General features: G+C 59.5%; 18 protein-coding genes. 6 read left to right on the top strand and 12 right to left on the bottom strand.

Annotation, left to right across the window (positions count from 1 at the left end; genetic code table 11):
• Window position 1: 1 nt before the first annotated feature.
• Window positions 2-1,393: a hypothetical protein gene (locus CAER_RS0106045; RefSeq protein ID WP_154667727.1), complete on the top strand. Its 1,392-nt coding sequence runs from the start codon at window positions 2-4 to the stop codon at window positions 1,391-1,393.
• Between the two features lie 143 nt (window positions 1,394-1,536).
• On the opposite strand, the gene CAER_RS0106040 is transcribed toward CAER_RS0106045, so the two are convergent.
• A complete protein-coding gene (locus CAER_RS0106040; protein WP_027234504.1) occupies window positions 1,537-2,337 on the bottom strand; it encodes a hypothetical protein in 801 nt (266 codons plus the stop codon).
• Window positions 2,338-2,646: 309 nt separating this feature from the next.
• On the opposite strand from CAER_RS0106040, the gene CAER_RS27655 reads away from it, so the two are divergent.
• The 4 genes from CAER_RS27655 (at window position 2,647) to CAER_RS0106020 (ending at window position 5,589) form a co-directional block, all read left to right on the top strand.
• Window positions 2,647-3,228, top strand: a complete 582-nt coding sequence (locus tag CAER_RS27655) for a hypothetical protein (RefSeq protein WP_154667726.1) — start codon at window positions 2,647-2,649, stop codon at window positions 3,226-3,228.
• A complete protein-coding gene (locus CAER_RS0106030) occupies window positions 3,225-3,899 on the top strand; it encodes a DUF6998 domain-containing protein (protein ID WP_027234503.1) in 675 nt (224 codons plus the stop codon). The genes CAER_RS27655 and CAER_RS0106030 overlap by 4 nt, the downstream gene beginning before the upstream one ends.
• A gap of 234 nt (window positions 3,900-4,133) precedes the next feature.
• Window positions 4,134-4,691 (top strand): type IV toxin-antitoxin system AbiEi family antitoxin, encoded by a 558-nt coding sequence (abiEi, locus tag CAER_RS0106025; protein WP_027234502.1) that lies wholly within the window; start codon window positions 4,134-4,136, stop codon window positions 4,689-4,691.
• On the top strand, window positions 4,678-5,589 hold the full coding sequence (locus CAER_RS0106020) for a nucleotidyl transferase AbiEii/AbiGii toxin family protein (RefSeq protein WP_027234501.1): 912 nt from the start codon (window positions 4,678-4,680) through the stop codon (window positions 5,587-5,589). The genes abiEi and CAER_RS0106020 overlap by 14 nt, the downstream gene beginning before the upstream one ends.
• Before the next feature lie 8 nt (window positions 5,590-5,597).
• On the opposite strand, the gene CAER_RS0106015 is transcribed toward CAER_RS0106020, so the two are convergent.
• On the bottom strand, window positions 5,598-6,443 hold the full coding sequence (locus CAER_RS0106015; RefSeq protein WP_027234500.1) for a GIY-YIG nuclease family protein: 846 nt from the start codon (window positions 6,441-6,443) through the stop codon (window positions 5,598-5,600).
• A 234-nt stretch (window positions 6,444-6,677) separates the two neighbouring features.
• Here CAER_RS0106015 and CAER_RS0106010 point away from each other — a divergent pair, with 234 nt between their 5' ends.
• Complete coding sequence (locus CAER_RS0106010) at window positions 6,678-7,649, top strand: hypothetical protein (protein ID WP_154667725.1); 972 nt, start codon at window positions 6,678-6,680, stop codon at window positions 7,647-7,649.
• A 119-nt stretch (window positions 7,650-7,768) separates the two neighbouring features.
• On the opposite strand, the gene CAER_RS0106005 is transcribed toward CAER_RS0106010, so the two are convergent.
• The 10 genes from CAER_RS0106005 to CAER_RS0105960 form a co-directional block, all read right to left on the bottom strand.
• Window positions 7,769-8,053: an HU family DNA-binding protein gene (locus CAER_RS0106005; RefSeq protein WP_051357731.1), complete on the bottom strand. Its 285-nt coding sequence runs from the start codon at window positions 8,051-8,053 to the stop codon at window positions 7,769-7,771.
• 384 nt (window positions 8,054-8,437) lie between these two features.
• Window positions 8,438-8,998 (bottom strand): OmpA family protein, encoded by a 561-nt coding sequence (locus tag CAER_RS0106000; RefSeq protein WP_027234497.1) that lies wholly within the window; start codon window positions 8,996-8,998, stop codon window positions 8,438-8,440.
• Window positions 8,999-9,093: 95 nt separating this feature from the next.
• Entirely contained in the window at window positions 9,094-9,756 is a 663-nt protein-coding gene (locus CAER_RS0105995; protein WP_027234496.1) for a lysozyme family protein, read from the bottom strand.
• Between the two features lie 92 nt (window positions 9,757-9,848).
• Window positions 9,849-10,067, bottom strand: coding sequence for a helix-turn-helix domain-containing protein (locus CAER_RS0105990; RefSeq protein WP_027234495.1), 219 nt, complete (start codon window positions 10,065-10,067; stop codon window positions 9,849-9,851).
• 544 nt (window positions 10,068-10,611) lie between these two features.
• Window positions 10,612-11,580, bottom strand: a complete 969-nt coding sequence (gene nrdF / locus CAER_RS0105985; RefSeq protein ID WP_027234494.1) for a class 1b ribonucleoside-diphosphate reductase subunit beta — start codon at window positions 11,578-11,580, stop codon at window positions 10,612-10,614.
• A gap of 62 nt (window positions 11,581-11,642) precedes the next feature.
• Entirely contained in the window at window positions 11,643-12,062 is a 420-nt protein-coding gene (locus CAER_RS0105980) for a hypothetical protein (RefSeq protein ID WP_027234493.1), read from the bottom strand.
• Window positions 12,063-12,072: 10 nt separating this feature from the next.
• Complete coding sequence (gene nrdE / locus CAER_RS0105975) at window positions 12,073-14,250, bottom strand: class 1b ribonucleoside-diphosphate reductase subunit alpha (RefSeq protein WP_051357730.1); 2,178 nt, start codon at window positions 14,248-14,250, stop codon at window positions 12,073-12,075.
• The gene (nrdI, locus tag CAER_RS0105970) at window positions 14,214-14,645 is read right to left on the bottom strand and encodes a class Ib ribonucleoside-diphosphate reductase assembly flavoprotein NrdI (RefSeq protein WP_027234491.1); all 432 of its coding nucleotides are present in this window, start codon (window positions 14,643-14,645) and stop codon (window positions 14,214-14,216) included. The genes nrdE and nrdI overlap by 37 nt, the downstream gene beginning before the upstream one ends.
• Window positions 14,646-14,654: 9 nt before the next feature.
• Window positions 14,655-14,924, bottom strand: coding sequence for a glutaredoxin-like protein NrdH (gene nrdH / locus CAER_RS0105965; protein ID WP_051357729.1), 270 nt, complete (start codon window positions 14,922-14,924; stop codon window positions 14,655-14,657).
• A gap of 128 nt (window positions 14,925-15,052) precedes the next feature.
• A complete protein-coding gene (locus CAER_RS0105960) occupies window positions 15,053-15,709 on the bottom strand; it encodes a flagellar hook assembly protein FlgD (protein ID WP_027234489.1) in 657 nt (218 codons plus the stop codon).
• Window positions 15,710-15,714 lie beyond the last annotated feature (5 nt).

The raw sequence follows: 15,714 nt of genomic DNA, 5'->3' as shown, positions 1-15,714 counted from the left end.
GATGACAGCACCCCTGAAGAGCGCAGCCACCGTCCATGCACTTCCGGCCCGTCCGGATCCGGATATGATCCGGGCCCTCGATGCAATCCGCAGCGAGGGGTTCAGCGCCGCCGACCTCGCGCGGGCCCGGGCGGCCGCCAGAGACCGGCGTCTGCGGTTCACAAGCGATTACGATGCAATCCGGGCGCTCCGTGCCAGCGGCGCGATTGTGCGTCCGACGCCGGCGAAGAGGGACCGGCTGCCCGACCTGCTTCCCCATGGCGGTGAAGAGCCGGACCTTGCCGCCCAATCCCGGAAGAAAGGCATCCGGGCGCTCGGGCGTCTGGCGGCATTTGTGGCGGCGCCAACGGTCGCGGCAGCCGTGTATTTCTCCACGATCGCCACCCCCTTGTATGTGACCCATTCAGAGTTTGTCATCCAGGGGGCTGAAAACATCGGCACGCCGAACGGTCCTGCCGCCGGCATGAGCGGCCCCGCCCTTCCGGGAAACCAGGATGCCATTTCTGTTCAGGGGTATCTGACGTCGCGGGCCGCATTTGCGCAGATGGATGAAGCGGAAGGTTTCGCCGATCATTTTTCCGGACCCGGAATCGACCTTTTCAGGCGGATCTCGGAAGACGCCACCTCAGAGGACATCTACCGCTCCTTCCTGCGCCACGTGAAGGTCAGCTTTGATCCTTCAGAGGGCATTTTGCGCATGCAGGTGTCGGCCGCTGACCCGGAAATCAGCCGCAGCATCTCCCTGACGCTCCTGTCGCTGGCCGAGGGGCACCTCGATCACATGACGGCCAAGCTGCGCGATGATCACGTCGACACCGCGGCGAACGCCCGGGCGCGGGCCGATCAGGCGGTGGCGGAGACGCAGCAGAAGCTGATCGGGCTCCAGCAGGACTTTTCCGTGCTGTCAGGCGATCTTGAGATGGATCTGCTGCATCAGCAGATCGGCGCCATCGAGGCGGATCTGGCGGAGGCGCGCCTCGCGCGCGCCCAGCTCCTGTCCAACCGGCGGCCGAACACGACCAAGATTGACCTGGCGAACCAGAAGATCCGCCTCCTGGAAGAGAGCCTTGCCGCTCAGCGCGCCCGGATTACGGATGCTTCCGAGAATGGCGTGTCGATCGCGCGCGCCCAGGCCGAGCTCGCGGTCCTGCAGGCGGAGCTGGAGGCGCGGCAGAAGATTCAGACCGAGAGCGTCCTGGCGCTTGAGCGCGCCCGCTCCGATGCTGGGCGGCAGGTCCGCTATCTTGCGCTTGGGGTTGAGCCGGTCCTGCCGGGGGCGCCGGAATACCCGCGGCCGCTCATCCACACGCTCATGGCTTTTGCCGCCTTCCTTGGCATCTACCTGTTTGCCTCTTTGAGCTTCACGCTTATCCGGGAGCAGATCCTGAAATAGGTCCGGGCTGCGGCAGTCTGCGCTGCCAGGCAGTCTCGACGGGCCGCCATCATTGCGTGTGGCCAGCGGCGCAGCCCGGTTAAGGCGGCCATTCCTGCTCTATTCCGCCTTAGGCTAATGAAGGCACGAACCCACCATCAAAATCAGACATCTTCTTGCTCCTCACGATATGCGCCGACGACCCAAATAAAGCTCTGAATGTCGATCCTATCGCGAGGCCGTAAATCGCTCAGCTCGTCGCTCGTTCTTGAGGCAAGATCAAGGAGGCTGGAATATACTGCGAAGTCCAGGCGCGCCTCATACACTGAAGCAAGTGGATGACCGACTCGAGCCGCGTAGTCCTTTGTAACCTCAGGCTTCAAGAACATGTGTCGATCAGGCTGCCATAAGTAGGGTAGATAGGTCGCGAATGTCCACTTTGCCGCATCATAAGGCTTCAGCGCCGCCTCAAGGCGCGCGAGCGTATTTCTGTTCGCCTTCGTGGCGAACTCAGCGACAGCTTGGACAATTTTGTCTGCGTCGGGACCACGCAGAATTTCCTGCAGTTTAGTCTTCTCAAATGGGGATAGCATGTTGGTAGCTCGGAAAACTGAAAGGACCGCTTCGCCATACCCTGAGCCGCTCAACACCCCCTCGAGAGGTGCGACCTCATCGAGTTTCCGTTTGGCTGCAACTTTGTAGTCCCGCTCCTGGTTCGCGTAGCCATCTGATTGAAATCCCGCGGGAAAGAACTTCAAAAAACGGCTCTTTGCTCCCGCATACCCAAAATACCGCGGATCCGACTTCCCTGCTTCATCATGCAGTGCCAACCACACCCGATCTCGATCATTTCCCTCGGAGCATATTTTGCCATTAGCAAGGCCATAGAAGACCCCATTCTGCTCAACGAGTCGGAGCTCATACTTTCCGAAATTGGTTGATCGAATTGTTTTGGCAGCAGCCATATCCCCCTCCGCGCCTCGAAACATCGTGAATGATAAGCACAGAGCGGCAGTAGTGGAAGATGCAATGAAGTATTGTTGCGCATGGGTAGCGGAAGCCGGGTCAGCGCCGTACTAGGTCGTGGGATCATCGCCACCCAGGAATCGGATACCTCGATCTCCGAGGCGCCGGATGCTCGTTTCGGCAGCCCGCGCTGCCAGGCAGTCTCGACGGGCCGCCATCATTGCGTGTAGCAATGGGGCACAGTCCATTTCTCTGGAATTTGATTGATGCCCTTATTGCGCTCTATGGTTTGCCTCACGGCCTTCAGTTTGGCCGCCTCCCCCGCCCTTGCCGACGCTTGCGACTACCGGCCCTCGAAACTTGCCGGGAAAACGGCGAGCGCCGCCGCAGCCGCCCTGGGCGGCGGAGCCGCGGCCACGGGCGCGGGGCTGCAGGCGGCCGGGTACTACACGCTTGTTCATTCCACATCCGGGCTGACGATGCTGGGATCGACCGCCGCCGGCGCCTCCGCGGCGGGGACAACCGGCATTGTGGCGGGTTCGGCCGGCGCGGGCGCAACGGCCGCAGGAATTGCGATGGCGCCAGCGACGATCCTCATCGGCGCCATTACCGCCGTCGCAATCGGCGGCTTTGAGGGCGTCTGCTACTTCAAGATCGAGCGGGTGACCGATCCCTACCAGATGATGGGGGTCATCGAGAGTATCGCAGCCCAGGATCCCGATATCTCGATCGCCGAAACCCCGGACGGCCCGGTGATGGTCATGACCTCCGACGGGGAAGAGAAACGGTACCTGATCCGCAAGCTCTACATTGCCGACGGCGACCTGAAGCACCGCGACTGGTTCCTGAACACCAACCTCGGCCCCGTTGCCTATGTGGTGCCGGAATGAGCCTGAGCCAAACACAGATCATCCGCTCCCTGTCTGAGGCGCTTCAATGGTTTGAAAAGGAGCTCGCCTGGGGCGCTCCGATTGCAGAGCTGCGCCACCTGACCGGCCGGATCGGAGAGCTTTACGCCGCAATGATCACGCGCGGTCAGCTGGCCTTATCGGTCAACCAAGCCGGATACGACGTCGTCTCCGCTGAGGGCGAGAAGATTTCGGTGAAGACCTTCACATCCTCGACGCGGATCAACTTCAATGCCAACACGCTTGATCATGCGACCCGCGTTATGGTCCTTCAGATCTGCATTGAAGAAGATGAGCCCTCCATCAAGGAACTGCTCGACTGCTCAGTTGAGGAACTGAAAAGCGAGCTGAGGGAAGTGGCAGGTGGGGTCTACCTTCCGGTCAACGCCATCCTGAAGCCGCCCGCCAAACCGATCTCGGAACTTGCGGAAGTGGCCAGCGCAACCTGGCGGGACATGCGCGTGGCGCAGCTCGAGAATGGCACGATCATCGCCTTTGAAAACGGCCAGCTGGTTCCGGTGACCAAGCCCGCCTTGCGGCCGATCGCATCGGATATTGGTGTTGAGCTGCTGAACTCGATGGGCAGGGCCAAGAACACACGCAGTCTTGGCTCCGAGATCATCAAGGTCCTGAACTCGCTGCAGGCGGATTGATCGCTTCAAGCCGCTACCAGCCCCTTGCAATCTGCGAGTTCGGCATTGGTATTTCTCAATGCTATCTCTGGTGAACACAGAGCGGCACAATGTTCGCCCGAGCGCACATTATGCCTGTCTGTTTCGCCTCCCTGCGGCTTGCCGGATCAAATGCCGTTTTGTTTTTTCGCACATCGTCAATATCTTGACAGAAGTGTAGCCAATTGGCTGCGTTCGCGATGAGTTATCCAGAAAATGAAGCTAGCTGACCTGCATAAGAAACTGGAAGACTGGGACCGGAAAGGGCGGCGCGTCTTTACAACGGGCGATTTGCGAAAACTGTTCCCCCAAGGGAAGTATGACTCCTTCCTCGTGCAACTGCGGAAGTTCGCGGCGGCGGACCAGCCAGTAATCAAGCGCGCCGCGCGCGGCATTTACGTCTTCAACAGGACCAGCCAGCCGACCACCAACCTGGTGGAGGAAATTGCACGAACGATCCGCCGCGGTTCCCACAACTATGTGAGCCTGGAGTGCGCTCTGTCCGAACACGGATGGATCTCCCAGATCCCGGTGGGACGGCTGACGGTTATGACAACCGGCCGATCCGGAGAATTCAAAACACCTTGGGGCGATATCGAATTCACCCATACCCATCAGCCCTGGAGCGAATTCTTCGACCAGCTTCAGGATGTTGGCCGCCCCTTGAAAATTGCATCCCCCGACCGGGCCCTGCGGGATCTGCGCCGTGTCGGGCGCAACACGCACCTGGTCACACCCGAGGTGGAAGAGGAGAGTCTTGATGCCGAGTTTTAATGAAGTTGTTGATCACGCAATGCGTGACCCCGAGCTCTCCGGTCTCCGCCCGGTCGTTGAGAAGGAGCTGCTGCATTATGACATCCTCTTCGCCCTGGATCGCGAAGGGCTGCTGGAAAACCTGACCTTCCAGGGCGGGACCTCGCTGCGCCTGTGCCACCGGGCGCCGCGTTTTTCCGAGGATCTCGATTTCGTCGGCGGCCGCAACTTTGCGCCATCGCAGCTGAAGGAGATCCGGGACTGTGTTGAGGCCCATATCTCGCAGCGCTACCTCTTGGATATCCGGGTGAAGAACCCAAAGGAGATGCGGGAGGATGCGACCTATTTCGGGGTGAAGACTGACCGCTGGCAGATTTCAGTGATCACCAACCCCGGGCGCCCTGACCTGCCGCAGCAGAAGATCAAATTCGAGGTGGCGAATGTTCCCGCATACACCTCGGAGCTGCGCTCCCCAATGCGAAATTACAACATGCTGCCCGATGGGTATGATGACATCCTGATCGGCACGGAGACTCTGGACGAGATCCTGGCCGACAAGATCGTCTCCCTTGTGGCCTGCACGACCTACAAGCGGCACCGGGATATCTGGGACCTGCAATGGCTTTCTGGAAAGGGCGCCGAGGTCCGGCCAGAGCTGATTTGCAGCAAGATCGAGGATTACGGGATTGAGGATTACAAGGATCTGATCGACCAGCGGATCGACAGTATCAGGGAAACAGTGGCGTCCCGGGAGTTCACAAACGAGATGTCCCGCTTCATTGCCCCCGCCGCGCGCCGGAACACCTTTGAACGGCCCGGCTTTACCGGCTACCTGGGCGAAAAAGTCCACGGCCTCCTGACCGACGCAAGGCAGCTGATCTATGACCCCCGGCAGGAGCCGGAGTTTGACATGGGATAGCAGCGGGATCAGTTGGCGTTCAGACCATGAGCCCTGGCGCCAAGCTTGTCCTTCCAAAAGCTCTCGCGCCTGATAATGTCGGCCGCGGCCATATCGGGTGATGCAACCTCCAGGATCGAGATCTGATAGTCCCGATGGCCGCGCTCGATGAGAAGCCGGTTGCCGCCATTTCCGTTGGCCGCATAGTGGCACCACCGTCCGAGGAAGCCATCCTGCCCCGCGGCCGAACCAACGTATTGATCGCCGTTATCCGCCACCAGCAAGTAGATGCCGCCCACTGAGCTGAGCGCATTGAGCCAGCTCGCGGGGAATTTCTGGATCTCGCTGATCCGCGAGAGGAAGGCTGAGAAACCCGGAAAAGGCGGCTCTTGCGCCGTGAGGCGGATTTCCAGGATGTCTTTCGGCTGCTCGCCGGCCCATTGCGACCAGGTGCGGGCGTTCCTGCCCCAGTGGATTAGCATCCGCTCCGAGTAGTCATGGCCAGGCTCGATCCATTCCAGATCAAAAGCTTCCACGTCCTCGTTCCCACGCTCGCCTTCAATAACCTCGGCGTCCTGAATGGCTGGCATGCGGTTGCCGTCCCAGCGCCATCGGCCGAGGATGCGTGTGGTGCCGAGGAACAGCGCGGTGTGGGACTGATCGGGACGGCCAGGACCAGGCAAGAAGTGGCAAGCATGGGTGACGTTGCCGTTGTAGGGGGAGTTGTTGAGCGTCTGAAAGCTGGCAAAACAACCGAAGGCCCGCTCCCGGCCGCGGCGCCATGCAGCGACGCTTTCCCCTTTTTTATGGCGCAAGAGGCGCGTCCGCGCCGGGTCGAGGCCGATCCTCTGCAGGAATTCGTTGAAGCTGAACATTATTTATTGAACCAGATTACCCAAGCGGTGAGGAGCTGCCGCAGCCAAATAAACCCACGGCCGGAAAGCATTACGTTGTATTCCTGTACTCCGACAGGCGCCAAAATAATGCAACTACGAAGGACCGATAACAGCTGAATTCCAGAGGCCAATACCAGCCTTGAAGGCCATCAGCGCCAGCATCATGCAAAATTCCAAATTTTGTGCTATAGCTGTCACAAAATGGAGGGGTACATGAATAAATTGATCACCTTAATAGTGCTGTTGGGACTACCTTCAATCAGCTTTGCAAAGACCGATTGTTTTGAAACATTGATTCAAGACGTCGGTGCAATCAATATAAACGATGCAACGCACCTTGCCCTTGCCAGCGCGTACAGCCGAAGTCTTGACTCCTCTGACAAATGGGCAGCCGGGATTACCGTTCCGATCAAAGGTGTCCCAGTGGACCTGACAGGTGAAGGTCAGAAAAGGGTTCTGGAGACTGTAACTTCGTCGTTTGCAGCGCAGTTTTCCAGCAACAGGCTGGTTAGCATGTCGACGCAAAAGCTCTCCAGAAACGCAGTAGCTGCTTTCGACATTTGCATGCGCGGAGCCAATCGCACGGGCACGGTGGTTTATGCTTTCGACGCAACTCACCGGGAGATAACTGTCGAGGTCTCTTGGAACGCGTCGGCCGGCGGTCCAACCGAGGCACCAGCAGATATCCAGGTGGTCAATGGTGAATTTACGAGCGCGCTGCCAGATACGTTTTCAACGGGCACGTCTTACACCACAGTGGTGAGGCGTGAGCCGGGTGAAGACGTCCGCGTCATTGCAAACATTGGCGGAACCTCCTCAAACGCCGTAATATATTGGGTCCCGACGGTCAAAATTGAGACTACGCGAGTGACCGCATTCATAGATGGCCCTCATTCGGGCAAAAGATGGCGCCTGGCAAATATGGGCGATGGAAGGGAACATTCGATACTTGGCATGTGCGACTACCCACCTAATGGCTGGTCAGTCGTCCCTGGCTCCGCAAGCATAAACATCTCCACTAGGGTAGGTGCAATTGATCACCGTACGTACGCCAGGATTACCGAGCAAACTCCTGACAAAGTCTGTTTTGATGGCCGGGTGTATCCGCTGGACAGACACGGTGGAGGAGACATCTGGTGGCGTCCGAGCTACCAGATGGAAAAGGTCGACGTAATCGTTGAGTGACCAGCACAAGCCACTTTGCAGGCGTATTCCGATCCAACCGTGCAAATACGATTGCCATCGCTCCAAAAAAAGAAGGCCCGCAAGCCAGCGGGCCTTTCTCATCTTGAGATCCGGGCTGATCAGGCGTTGACCGCATCCTTCAGCGCCTTGCCGATGGTGACCTTCGGCGCCTTGTGCGCGGCCTTGACGAAGTTCTCGCCAGTGGCCGGGTTGCGCATGGTGCGCTCGGGCTTGTCGACCGCCGCGACTTTACCCACGCCCGGGATCGGAACAGTCGCGCCGCCGGCAACCTGCTCGCGGGTCACCTCGTCGATCGCATTCACGATCTTTTCCGCCTCGGCCTTCGTCACGCCTGCCTTTTCAGCAATCGCCCCTACGTAATCTGATTTGGTCATGTTGCTCATGATGTCTCCTTTCCGGATTTCAACCGGCCTCTGTGCTGACCGGGTCGCGCCCGGTTTCGCTTCGTTTCATGGATAATTTCTAGGCGCTAGCCCAGCACTCTTCAATTGATCAAATGCATGGCAGCTCATTTTAGGCCCTGCGCGGCCCTTTTTCTCTCCAGGATCTTCCCGGCGCAGCACCTGCAGAGCCAGCGGCCGTCAACAAGAACGGCGCCCGCCCGGCGGCCAGCCTCCTCAATTTCACGATGCGGGATGCTGCGGGTGGCATATGCGCCCGCGATCTGTTCCGGACAGGTCGAGCATCTGACTTCAACCCAGACCTCGAAAGCACCGGACGGGGCGCCTGTCCGGCGCCCCTGGCTCAGAAGGCTGTCACCCTTCACGTCAGACCGGCCGGATGATCAGTTCGATCCGCTGATTTTCCGCGGAACCGCCGTCTGTGAAGGGGAACTTCATCCCCAGGCCGGTGGCCTTGAGCCGTGCCGGGGAAATCCCCCTGCTTTCCAATGCTGATTTGGCCGCGACCGCCCGGCGCTGAGTGAAGACGTAGGCTTCGTAGTCATTGGCGCGGGTGTCATGATGACCCACGATCTCCACGCTGACGCGCTTCTGATCGGCCAGCTTCTCAGCGACGAGTGTCAGAACTGCAACCCCATCCGGGTTCAGCGCATCTTTTCCGGGAACATAGGCCAGGCTGGCCGGAATGCGGACCCGCAGGTGGCCGGGGAGAACCCTGGTTTCGACCGGCAGATCGGCCAGCGTGTCGTTCAGCTTCTCCGCCAGCGTGGCCAGGCGGTGCTTTTCCCAGGTGTAAAGCTCGCGGGTCACCCAGGGGTCGACCGGCTCCGAGCTTGCAACAGCGGCGCCGGACATGGCGACAAGGCCCGCGGCAGCTGCAGCGGTGAGAAAGCTCCTGCGGCCGGTCTTGCAGGGATCAAGGGTCATTATCGGCTCCATTCTTGCCTTCGAAGATCAACTGGAGGCGAGCATATCCGAATTCAATGCGAATATCAGACCACACCTTCAGATATTCACATAATTCACGGCTCCAGCGGAATGCGGTCCGCGACCTTTGAGCCCCTGGTATTTCGGATCACCGGCAGGGGGTCATTGGAGGCCACCTCATATTCCGGAAGAGGATCTTCAGCGAACCGCTGCCGCAAGGCCACCAGGACCTCGCTCCTGGTCGCATGCGCTTTGTTTGTGCCAACCTCTCCATAGTAGGATTGACCGGCTTTCTCGCCGGACATCATTGGCAGCGACGCCCAGGCCCTGGCCAGGCAATTTCCCACCCGGCTCTCACTCGCATCAGCCTCGTAGAAGTCGCATTTCACCATCATCCGCCGGGCCAATGAATCCTGCATGACCTTGCCGAACAGCTGATCTCCATCGATCTCATACTTGTCGACCATATAGGCCAGCGTCTTGCGGATGAACTGGTACCGCCCTACTGCGGATGAATGCGAGCCCTCCAACTGCAGCGCCCTCTGGTATTCCAGGACCTCATTGATGGTCATCTGTGTGATCGGCCGCGGCGGCTGCAGCGGTGCATCCAGGACAATATCGTCATAGCCGTCCGGACCTTCGATTTCACCGATCAGGTCCAGGAAGGGGCGATCGTTTACCGGTTGAAACCCGGCCTCCGCGTTTGCTGCTGCAGCTCCGGCGCAAACGGTTAGAGATAGCAGGGTCGTCCTCAGCATCGGTCACTCCAATCACTATTTTCGCACTTCGCCAGACTGTATGACGTGATCGTGAAAATGCGAAATTTACTGGACAAAATAGACGTTTTCAGCTACTCCGGCCGAAGCACGCAGAGGTGAAACCCCAGCGCCGAGATGACCGCGCTCACGGTGCCAAGCCCCATGTCGAGGCAGCGGCCATTCTCAATCGCTTCAACCCGGCCTTTGCTGACAGAGGCCATGTCCGCCAATGTCTGCTGCGTCAGACCCCGGCGCTGCCTCTCCAGGCGGACGAGGTTGCCAATCTTCGAAATCTCCACCTGCTGCCCCATCAATCAGCCGCCCTCAGCCGGCGCAGGACTTCACGCTTTCGGATTTCACCAGGAGACATAACGGGGGCAGTCGCGGGATCTGCACACCGCAAACGGCGGACCGGATAAGCCGCAGCAAGGCCGGCGCTGCCCTTGCTGCGCAAGCATCCGTGCCAGCGCAGAAGAAGGAGAAACGCGAGGTCATACACGTCGCATACTTTTTCGCATTTTCCGCAGCGGCCGGTATCGGACAGGAAATGGATGTCAGGGAATTCGAGGCGCAGCTTCAGAAGACTTTCCTGGCCTCCGGGGCCCAGGCAGCCGCTGCAACGATTGCCGTTGCCAGGCCGGACCTCATGACCCGCTGGCTGCTGCCTGTGGCGCACAGGCGCCGCAGTATTTTCAATCATCTTGTCACTCCAATCGAGCGCCCAAATAAACGGGCTGAACAGATCATAGCGAGATTTTATATTTTGTCAGTTACTTTTTCGCATTTTTCTGATTTGGCGCAGGCCCCGCCTCCGCAAGTGAGTCGGGGAGCACCTTGCGGCGCTCCCCTCTTCGATCAGCCGTCCGCGACAGCATCCCAGTCAGCATCGGAAGTCTCTTCAACCGGGATGACCAGGTAGCTTGAACCGGACCCCGAGAAGAAGTCGTGGTTCTCGCTGTCATTGGTCAAGGCCGCCAGAACGGCCGGGTTCACATCGCCCGCCCCGACCGGGAACAAGGGCTCATAGCCGAGGTTCTGCAGGGCCTTGTTGGCATTGTACTGCAGGAAGCGTTTCACATCCTCGGTGAGTCCAGTCCCGTCGTAGAGCTCTTCCGTGTAACGCTCCTCGATCTCGTAGAGCTGAAACAGCAGGTCAAACGCCCAGCCCTTCAGCTCCTCACGCTTCTCCGGCGAGACCTTCTCAGCGCCGCGCTGGAACTTGTAGCCGATGTAGTAGCCATGGATGGCCTCGTCCCGGATGATCAGGCGGATCATGTCGGCCGTGTTGGTGAGCTTGCCGCGGGAGGAGAAATACATCGGCAGATAGAAGCCCGAATAGAAGAGGAAACTTTCCAGGAAGGTCGACGCGATCTTCTTCTTCAGAGGCTCCCGGTCTTCCTCATAGGCATCGATCACCAGGCGGGCCTTGGCCTGCAAATGCTCGTTTTCTTCGGACCAGGCGAATGCCTCATCGATTGCATCGCTGGAGCACAGGGTCGAAAAGATCCGGCTGTAGGACTTGGCATGCACCTCTTCCATCAGCTGGATCAGCGACAGGCAGGATTTTTCATGCGGCGTGATCGCATCATTCAGCATCGACGGCGCGCCGATCTGCGCCTGCACGGTATCGAGCATGGTCAGCCCGGTGAAAACCCGCATGGTCAGCAGCTGCTCCGCTTCGGTCAGGCGCGACCAGGCCTGCAGGTCATTGGAGACCGGGACCTTTTCCGGAAACCAGATGTTGGTTTTCATCCGGTCAAAGACCTGGCTGTCCTTTTCGTCTTCGATCTTGTTCCAGTTGATCGCGCGAATGGTATCTTTCATGTGTCAAATCCTCTGATGGAAGAGGCTGCCGGAGCGGCCTGGCGTCATCGTAAATGGGGAATTCAGGGTGAGGGCGCGCTGCTCGCCTCTTCAGGCTCCGCAAGCGCTTCGGGCTGAACGAACGCCGCATAGACGGCCTGCAGCCGATTGTGCGCAGCACGAAGGGTGATGCGGGGGCCAAGAGCAAGGGTATGCCCATCCTCCAGGCACGCATCCACGTATGCGGAAGCCGCCTCAATCAGCTCCTCCCCCAATTGCTGAACCGGCGTGTTGTGCAGGTAGGTGGCATCCTCCGTTCCCCTCAGGGACAGGATCAGCGCACTTACCGCACCGTCGCGCTCGGCGGCATCCTTGGTTTCCGCAATGCGCGCAATGCGGTCGGCAAGGGGTTCAAGGAAAGGGCACTTCGGCGGCCCGCCGGGAAAGCGGGCCATGCCTTTGCTGATCAGTTCAGCGATTTCGAGGTTTCCGTGTTTGATCATGGCAAGCCCCTCAGATGGAACAGGATTCACAGACGGCCTGATCATCCATCCCCTCGAGCTTGTCGTCGCTCATGCGGATGTAATAGATCGTCTTGATCCCCTTGGTGTAGGCGTAGATCTGCGCCTTGTTGATGTCGCGGGTCGTGATCGGCCTGCGGCCGCCCTGCCCGTCATCAATGTTGCGCGTGAAGAACAGCGTCATTGCGGCGCCCTGGTCGATATGCTCGGTGGCGGCGGCATAGACGTCTACGATTGCCTTCCAGCCGATCGAATAGGCATCGCCGTAGGTGGCCATGTTCTCATTGCTCAGGAACGGCGCCGGGATGTAGATCAGTCCGGTCTTCCCTTCCTTGCGGTTCTCAATCAGCTGCGGAGCCGGATGGATCGCGGAGGTCGAGTGGTTGATGTAGGAGATCGACCCTGTCGGCGCGATTGCCTGCAGGTAGGCATTGTAGATGCCGTGCTGCATGACGCGCTCCTTGAGCGCCTCCCAGTCTGCGCGTGCCGGAAGCTGCACACCGTGTTTGGCAAACAGGTCACGCACCCGGTCCGACGCCGGCAGCCAGTCACGGGTCACATACTTCTCGAAGAAGCTGCCATCCGCATAGGTGCTCTTTTCAAAGCCCAGAAAGGCGCGGCCGCGCTGCTGTGCCAGCTCATTGGATGCCGAGATCGCATGATGGGTGATTGCAGCGAAATAGCAGCTGGTGAACTCAACCGCTTCCGGGCTGTCATAGCGAATGCCTTCGCGCGCCAGAAAGCCGTGCAGGTTCATCTGGCCGAGCCCGATCGCGTGCATCGCGTCATTCCCGCGGCGCACCGACGGGACAGCGTCGATCGCACTCATCTCGCTCACGGCGGTCAGGGCAAAGATCGCCGCCCGGGTTGGTGCTCCCAGATCCCCGCCATCCATCATCTTGGCGATGTTCTGCGAGCCAAGGTTGCAGGAGATATCGTGGCCGGTGTCTTCATAGCCCAGATCTTCCGTGAAAGACGAAGGCGTGGAGACCTGCAGGACTTCCGTACAGAGATTGGACATGGTCACGCGGCCATCCACCGGGTTGGCGCGGTTTACCGTGTCCTCGAACACGATGTAGGGGTAGCCGCTTTCAGCCTGGATGGCGGCGGCGATCTCCAGGATCTTGCGGGCCCGGACCTTGGTTTTGCGGATCCGGTCGTCTGCCACCATCTCGTCGTATTTCTCGGTGACGGAGATCTCGGTCATGCCGCAGCCATAGACCTTTTGGACGTCATGCGGAGAGAACAGGTAGACATCGCCATTGCGCTTGGCCACCTGCATGAAAACATCGGTGATCACGAGACCAAGGGACAGGGTCTTGATCCGGATCTTCTCATCCGCATTCTCACGCTTGGTGTCCAGGAACCTGAGGATATCCGGATGGTGGACGCTGAGATAGGCCGCGCCTGCGCCGGGCCGCGCGCCAAGCTGATTTGCGTAGGAGAAGCTGTCTTCCAGAAGCTTCATCACCGGAATCACACCGGCGCACTGGCCTTCGATGCCCTTGATCGGCGCCCCTTCCTCGCGCAGGTTGGTCAGGTTCAGGGCTACGCCGCCGCCGCGCTTGGACAGCTGCAGCGCCGAGTTGATGCCCCGCGCGATGGATTCCATGTTGTCTTCGATGCGCAGAAGGAAGCAGGAGACCAGCTCGCCGCGGCTTTTCTTGCCGGTGTTGAGGAAGGTCGGCGTCGCCGGCTGGTAGCGGCCCGAGATCATCTCCCGCATCAGAGTCATCGCGAAATCCTGGTCGCCACGCGCCAGTCCAAGCGCAACCATGCAGATGCGGTCTTCGAAACGCTCCAGGTAGCGTTTGCCGTCACGCGTCTTCAGCGTATAGGAGCGGTAATACTTGTAGGCCCCCATGAGGGTCGGGAAGCGGAATTTATGGGCGAAGGCCGCGTCCCAGATCTTCTCGAGGAACGAGAACGGGTAGAGATCCAGGACCTCTTTCTCGTAGTAGCCCTCATCGACCAGGTAGTTCAGTTTTTCCTCCAGCGAATGGAAGAAGACCGTGTTCTGGTTGACGTGCTCCAGGAAGTATTGCCGCACCGCGCGCCGGTCAGCGTCGAAGTCGACATTGCCGTCCGGATCGGTGAATTTCAGGCGGGCGTTGAGCGAGTAGAAATCCTCGCTTACGCCGCCAAAGATGTTTTCGACTGAGCCGTCCATAGCCTGATCAATCCTTCTCTTACGCGGTCGACGTCAGCAGGCATCCCTGCCAGCTCAAACCGGTGCAGGACCGGCACACCGCAGTTGACGGAAACGGCCGTTGCACCCTGCGCAAACATCCGGCCGAAGTTACGATTTCCGCCGCCGATCACCCCCAGCAGCCAACGGCGATTGCCGGGGGCATTGAGAAATCGATCAACGGGTTTCGGAATGGCGCCGCGGCCCAGGCCATCGGCGTAGGTGGGCGTGATGAGCACGAAGGGCTCCTCGACCCGCACCGGATCCCCATGGTTGGCGATCCGGATACTGGGAAGGCCAATCTTGGAGACAAAACGCTCAGTGTTGCCGGTCTTGCCGCTCCAGTAGACGATCTTGCCCTGCTCGATGCCCAGCATGCCCGGGCCTTACGTCTGCAAGCCGGCGATGCGTCCGGGCTGGAATCCGGACCAATGCTCATTGCCGGCAACAACAACGGGAAGGCTGCGATGGCCAAGTGCGGTTACCGCAGCCTCGGCGTCAGGATTGTCCGTCAGGTCGACAGCTGTGAAGGCAATGCCCTTCTGCGTCATCGCGCGCTTGGTCGCTTCGCATTGCACGCAGGCGGGACGGGAATAGACAGTAACGATTGGATCAGGGGACACGGAAGCATCCCCCGGGGAGGTTTGTTGGGTCATTGGCAATCCATTTGGTCTTTCAGTCCGGAGAGGGCCGAAGCACCGGCTCACTCCCCTTTTCGCAGTTTGAGGCTAGCCGCCCCAAATGAAATGTTCAATCCGGTTTTTCGCAAATTCGTGCGGCCAATTCATTCGATCTTGACGATATCCCCACTGCTGGCGGATCCGCCCATGGCCAGGTTCAGGAGCTGCTCACCGGCGACGTAGGAAACAGATGTCACGGTGTCGCGGATATAGGTGTTGTACCCGCCGGACGCGCCTTCTGCCGCAAGCGAGATGGTGTAGGTGCCCGCACCGATCGGGGCACCCTGTGCATCGTAGCCATCCCAGGTGACAGAATTCAGCTTCCCGCCCTCCCCCGGGAGCCCCTCGATCATGCGCAGGACGTTGCCTTCGGCATCGCTGATGATCGCGGTCACTGATGCCGCCTCGCCTTCGATCTCGTAACTGAAGCTGACCGGCGACCCGGCCTCATCGACAGTAATGCTGTTCGAGGGCACAGTGACCGACCGGCCGATCAAAGACGCCTCAGACATCGAAGCCGTCAGGGCGAGCGTGGACCGCAGCTGCTCCAGCTGGGAGTTGGTTTTCACAGATTGCTCAACCTGGGTCAAAGTCGCGATCTGGGACACGAACTGCGTCGGGTCCATGGGCTCCAGAGGGTCCTGGTTCTTGATCTGGGCAACAAGCAAGCCGAGGAATGTCTCATAATCTTCGGAAAGCTTCGAGAGTGATCCATCGGAGGCCGGTGCCACCGAGGCATTGGAAATGGAGCTGATGCTCATGGGAA

Origin of the sequence: Leisingera caerulea DSM 24564, assembly GCF_000473325.1 — a bacterium.
In the GTDB taxonomy this organism is placed as follows: Bacteria; Pseudomonadota; Alphaproteobacteria; order Rhodobacterales; family Rhodobacteraceae; genus Leisingera; species Leisingera caerulea.
Note: the sequence above shows the minus strand (reverse complement) of the source record. Positions and strands in the feature narration are given on the sequence as shown.